Annotated in this window: 7 protein-coding genes; 2 read left to right on the forward strand and 5 right to left on the reverse strand. The window is 73.1% G+C overall.

Annotation, left to right across the window (positions count from 1 at the left end; all coding sequences use genetic code 11):
* A partial coding sequence (locus ACFU99_RS33745) for a peptidase inhibitor family I36 protein (protein ID WP_384399379.1) occupies positions 1-276 on the forward strand: 276 nt, incomplete at its 5' end.
* A 72-nt stretch (positions 277-348) separates the two neighbouring features.
* On the opposite strand, the gene ACFU99_RS33750 is transcribed toward ACFU99_RS33745, so the two are convergent.
* The 5 genes from ACFU99_RS33750 to ACFU99_RS33770 form a co-directional block, all read right to left on the reverse strand.
* On the reverse strand, positions 349-654 hold the full coding sequence (locus ACFU99_RS33750; protein WP_384399382.1) for a DUF6059 family protein: 306 nt from the start codon (positions 652-654) through the stop codon (positions 349-351).
* Positions 655-730: 76 nt separating this feature from the next.
* Positions 731-961 carry a hypothetical protein gene (locus ACFU99_RS33755; protein WP_384399385.1) on the reverse strand — a complete coding sequence of 77 codons (231 nt, stop codon included), beginning with the start codon at positions 959-961 and terminating at the stop codon, positions 731-733.
* Positions 962-1,064: 103 nt separating this feature from the next.
* Positions 1,065-2,267 carry a CaiB/BaiF CoA transferase family protein gene (locus ACFU99_RS33760; protein WP_384399388.1) on the reverse strand — a complete coding sequence of 401 codons (1,203 nt, stop codon included), beginning with the start codon at positions 2,265-2,267 and terminating at the stop codon, positions 1,065-1,067.
* Positions 2,254-2,424, reverse strand: coding sequence for a PT domain-containing protein (locus ACFU99_RS33765; protein WP_384399391.1), 171 nt, complete (start codon positions 2,422-2,424; stop codon positions 2,254-2,256). The genes ACFU99_RS33760 and ACFU99_RS33765 overlap by 14 nt, the downstream gene beginning before the upstream one ends.
* Positions 2,421-3,587 (reverse strand): acyl-CoA dehydrogenase family protein, encoded by a 1,167-nt coding sequence (locus ACFU99_RS33770; protein ID WP_384399394.1) that lies wholly within the window; start codon positions 3,585-3,587, stop codon positions 2,421-2,423. The genes ACFU99_RS33765 and ACFU99_RS33770 overlap by 4 nt, the downstream gene beginning before the upstream one ends.
* Before the next feature lie 191 nt (positions 3,588-3,778).
* Between ACFU99_RS33770 and ACFU99_RS33775 the strand changes: the two genes are divergently transcribed.
* Positions 3,779-4,585 (forward strand): IclR family transcriptional regulator, encoded by an 807-nt coding sequence (locus ACFU99_RS33775; protein WP_384399396.1) that lies wholly within the window; start codon positions 3,779-3,781, stop codon positions 4,583-4,585.
* Positions 4,586-4,668 lie beyond the last annotated feature (83 nt).

The following is a 4,668-nucleotide window of genomic DNA, read 5'->3' on the forward strand; positions in this document are numbered from 1 at the left end:
GCCCAGTGGCCGTGCGACCCGTCGGAGTTCTGCGTCTACCACGACACGCAGGGCGGCGGGAGCCACCTGTCGCTGTCGGACGGCGTCTACGACCTCGGCGGCGTGGCCGGCAACCTCAATGACCACGTGTACTCGGTGAAGAACATCTCCGGCGGCAACTGGTGCCTGTACCGGGACGCCGGGTACGAGAACCAGATCCAGCTCATCCCGGACGGCGCAGCCATCGACCTCAACGCCGACATCGCCAACCAGGTCAGCTCGGTCCGGTCCTGCTGACCCCGCCCGGAGGTCATCCGGTGCGGCCATCCGGCATGTGACGCGCGCCCCCGCCCCTGAAGCGGGCGTCCCTCACGGGTCTTCGGGCCACACCAGGGGCGGGAGGCGGGCGGCGAGCCGCCGTTCCTCGGCGGTCAGCGGCACATCGGCGCGGACCCGCTCGGGGTGGCCCGGCGGCGGTCCGGGCAGAGGCGACGCAGGCAGCGGAGGCATGGGGCGTACGGAACGTACCGGCGGAGGCAGCTGGCCGGTCGCGTGCAGCGTGCCGAAGGCGACCAGCCCCTCCCACAGAGATCGCCACAGAGAATGCCACAGGGGACGCAGAAGCCGGCCGGCCACGCGGCATCTGATCGCTGCTCTGCTCCCTGCGTCGCGCATGGCCGCAGGGTGCCAGCGGCCGGTAGAGGCGCGATGGTGTCCGGGCAGGACGGCGGCGGAATCGGGTCGGCGCGCGTTACGCCGCCAGTCGCCGCCGCCGGGCGTGCTTCTTGTGCGCGGACTGGCGGGACACGCCGAGCGGTTCGGCGATGTCGCCCCAGGCCCAGCCCAGTTCGCGGGCCCGGTCCACCTGCCGGGCCTCCATGTCCTCGACGAGGCGGCGCAGCAGGCGCACGGCGGCCAGTCCCTCGTGGATCCCGCCGGATGCCGCGGCGGCCACGAGCCGGTTCACCTCTGCTTCGTCCACTCCGTCCACTTCTTCCACGGCCGTCAACCTAGGCTGACTACTCAGGGTCGTCAAGCACTCACGAGGCCACAACCGGAATGGGACTCACCGCCCCTGCGCCCCCTCACGCGTCGTTGTCGTTGTCGTTGTCGCTGTCGCTGTCGCTGTCGCTGTCGCTGTCGCTGTCGCTGTCGATGCCGAACTCGGCCAGTACCGCCTCGGTGTGCTCGCCCAGCGCCGGCACGGCGTCCATTCGCGCCTCCGTGTCGGTGAAGGTGATCGGCGGCAGGACGGCGTCGACGGGGCCGACCGGGGTCTTCACCGTGCGCCAGCGGTCGCGGGCCGCCAGCTGAGGGTGGTCGACCAGGCCGTGCACGGAGTTCAGCCGGGCGTTGCCGATGCCCGCGTCGTCGAGGGCCCGTACGAGCTCGGCGACGGTCAGCCGCCCCGTCACCTCGCCGATGAGCGCGTCCACGGCCGCGCGGTGGCGGCAGCGCGCGACGTTGGTGGCGTAGTCCGGATGCTCCGCCAGGTCGGGGCGGGCCAGCACCTCGGCGGCCAGGCTGCGCCACTGCCGGTCGTTCTGCACGCCGATCAGCACGTCCGTGCCGTCCGCCGTCGGGTACGCGTCGTAGGGGACGATCGCGGGGTGGCCCAGCGAGGCGCGCGGAGGCTGCTTGCCGGTGTGCAGGGTGGTGTAGAGCGGGTGCCCCATCCACTCGGCGATCGCGTCGAACATCGACACCTCCACGCACGCGCCGCCGCCGCCCCGCTCGCGGCGCAGCAGGGCCGCCAGGACCGCGGAGAAGGCGTAGAGGCCGGCCCCGATGTCGGCCACGGGAATGCCGGTCTTCACGGCCTCCCCCGCGGTGCCGGTCACCGAGGCGAGGCCCGTCTCCCCCTGTACGAGCAGGTCGTAGGCGCGCTTCGTGTGCAGCGGGCCGGTGCTGCCGTAGCCGGACATCTCGACCACCACGAGGTCGGGGTGGGCCGCGCGCAGGGCGGCCGAGCCGAAGCCCAGCCGGTCGGCGGCGCCGGGCGCGAGGTTCTGTACGAACACGTCGGCGTGCGGCAACAGGGCGGCCAGCGCCTCGCGGCCCCGCGCGCTCTTGAGGTCCAGGGCGACCGACTCCTTGCCCCGGTTGAGCCAGACGAAGTGCGAGGACATGCCGCGCACCGCCTCGTCGTAGCCGCGGGCGAAGTCGCCCCCGTCGGGCCGTTCGATCTTGATGACGCGGGCCCCGAGGTCGGCGAGATGGCGGGTGGCGATCGGGGCGGCCACCGCCTGCTCCAGGCTGACGATGGTGACGCCGTCAAGTGCGCGCATGGTTCCTCCAGAGGCGGGGCGAGGCGAGGGCGGTTCCGTACGAGCGGAGCGGTCGGTCGGTCGGTCGGTCGGTCGGTCGGTCGGTCGGTCGGTCGGTCGGTCGGTCGGTCGGTCGGTCGGTCGGTCGGAGCGAAACGGAGCGGAGCGGAACGGTCAATACGAGCGCGGCAGGCCCATCACGTGCTGCGCGACGTAGTTGAGCACCATCTCCTGGCTGACCGGCGCCAGCCGTAGCAGCCGGGACTCCCGGAAATAGCGCTCCACGTGGTACTCCCGCGCATACCCCATGCCCCCGAGCGTCTGCACCGCCCGGTCCGCCGCCTGGAAACCGGCGTCCGCGCAGAGCCACTTGGCCATGTTCGCCTCGCGTCCGCAGGACAGCCCCCGGTCGTACCGCCAGGCCGCCTGACGGGCCATCAGCCGGGCGGCGTCCAGCCGGGTGAGGGCCTCGGCCAGCGGGAAGGCGATGCCCTGGTTCTGTCCGATGGGGCGGTCGAAGACGACGCGGTCCTTCGCGTAGCGGGTCGCCGCGTCCAGGGCGGCCCGGCCGAGTCCCAGCGCCTCGTGGGCGAGCAGGATGCGCTCCGGGTTGAGGCCGTCCAGCAGACAGCGGAATCCGTCGCCCTCCTCGCCGATCCGGGCGGACGCGGGCACCCGGAGGCCGTCGATGAGGATCTCGTTGGAGGCGACCGCGTTGCGGCCCATCTTAGGGATGGGCCGGATGTCCATGGCGCCGCGGTCGACGTCGGCGAGGAAGACCGAGAGTCCGTCCGTCGGCCGGGCCGCCTCGTCGCGCGGGGTCGTACGGGCGAGCAGGATCATCTTCTGCGCGTCCCCGGCCTTGGTGATCCATATCTTGCGGCCGTGGATCACGTAGTCCTCGCCGTCGCGCCGGGCGACGGTGGAGACGCGGGTGGTGTCGGTCCCGGCGTCGGGTTCGGTGACGGCGAAGCACACGTGCAGCTCGCCGGTCGCGGCGTGCGGCAGCACCGCGCGGCGCAGTTCCTCGCCGCCGTGCCGGGCGAGGACGTTGAGTCCGAAGATCGTCAGGTGCATGGTGCTGCACCCGTTCATCCCGGCGCCGGACGCCGCCACCTCCTCCAGCAGCAGCGCCGCGTCCAGCACGCCGAGCCCGCCGCCGCCGTACTCCTCGGGAACGGCGATGCCGAGCCAGCCGGCCGCGGCGAAGGCGTCGTAGAACTTCCAGGGGAATTCGCCGCGTTCGTCGCGTTCGGCCCAGTACTCGGGCGGGAAGCTCCGGGCCAGGTCGCGGACGCCGGCCTGAATGTCCCGCTGCTGCTCGGTGAGTTCGAAATCCATCTGCCGCTCCGTTCGCTCCCGGCGCTCCCGACGTTCCCGGTGTTCCTATATAAGAACGCGAGTTCGTAAGTAGGGACGAAACTAGGTACGGGTGTGACCCCTGTCAAGGGATGGGGCAGCCCTGCACGGGCTGCGACAATGACCGGCGACGACGGCGGCCGGGCAGCGGCGCGAACGAGCACGGAGGCGACGTGGCAGGTCACGACGGAGACGGGAACGCACCGGAGGCGCAGGGAACGGGCCTCCGGGCGGCGACGCCCAAGGAGCACCGGACGGTCACGCGCGTCACGACCATCCTGGAGACCGCCGCCTCCGCCCCCGACGGCATCCGACTGGCCGCGCTCTGCGCCGTGCTGGACGCCCCGAAGTCCTCCGTGCACGGCCTCGTGCAGGGGCTCGTGGCCACCGGCTATCTCGTCGAGCGGGACAGCGGGTACGTGCTCGGCCCTGCCGCCGGGGCCCTGCTCGGGGCGGCGGTCCGGCCCGCTCCGGCCGACCTCGCCGGCCCGGCGATGGAGCGGCTGCTGCGGGAGTTCGACGAGACGGTGATGCTCGGCGAGCCCGTCGGCGACTCGATCGTCTACGTCCAGGTCCTGGAGTCCACTCAGGTTATCCGCTACTCCGCCCCCCTGCGCACCCGCCGCCCGCTGTACCCGACCAGCACCGGAAAGGTGGCCCTGGCCCACCGCGACACGGCGCGCCGCAACGCCTATCTGCGGGCCCGCCTGCCGGACGAGCGCGAACGCGCGCGGGTCCGCGAGGAGTTGGCGGCCGTCGCCGCCGAGGGCGTCGCCTTCAACCGCGGGGAGACCCTGCCCGACGTCAGCGCCACCGCGGCCGGGGTGTTCGCGGGCGACGGCCGGCTCGTCGCCTGCCTGGCGGTGGCGGGCCCCACTCCCCGTATCGCCGAGCGGCTCGACACGGTCGCCGACGCCGTACGCGCCGCCGCCGCGGAGCTCTCCGCCAAGCTCTCCCGGACGGGCGGCGCGCCGGCCTGACTTCGGTGCCGGCCCTCGCCGCCGGGGCGGCTGCCGGGACGTACGACCGCCTGGACGTACGGGGCCTCCGCAGAGGCCCCGTC

The organism is Streptomyces sp. NPDC057654 (assembly GCF_042800135.1).
Taxonomy (GTDB): Bacteria; Actinomycetota; Actinomycetes; order Streptomycetales; family Streptomycetaceae; genus Streptomyces.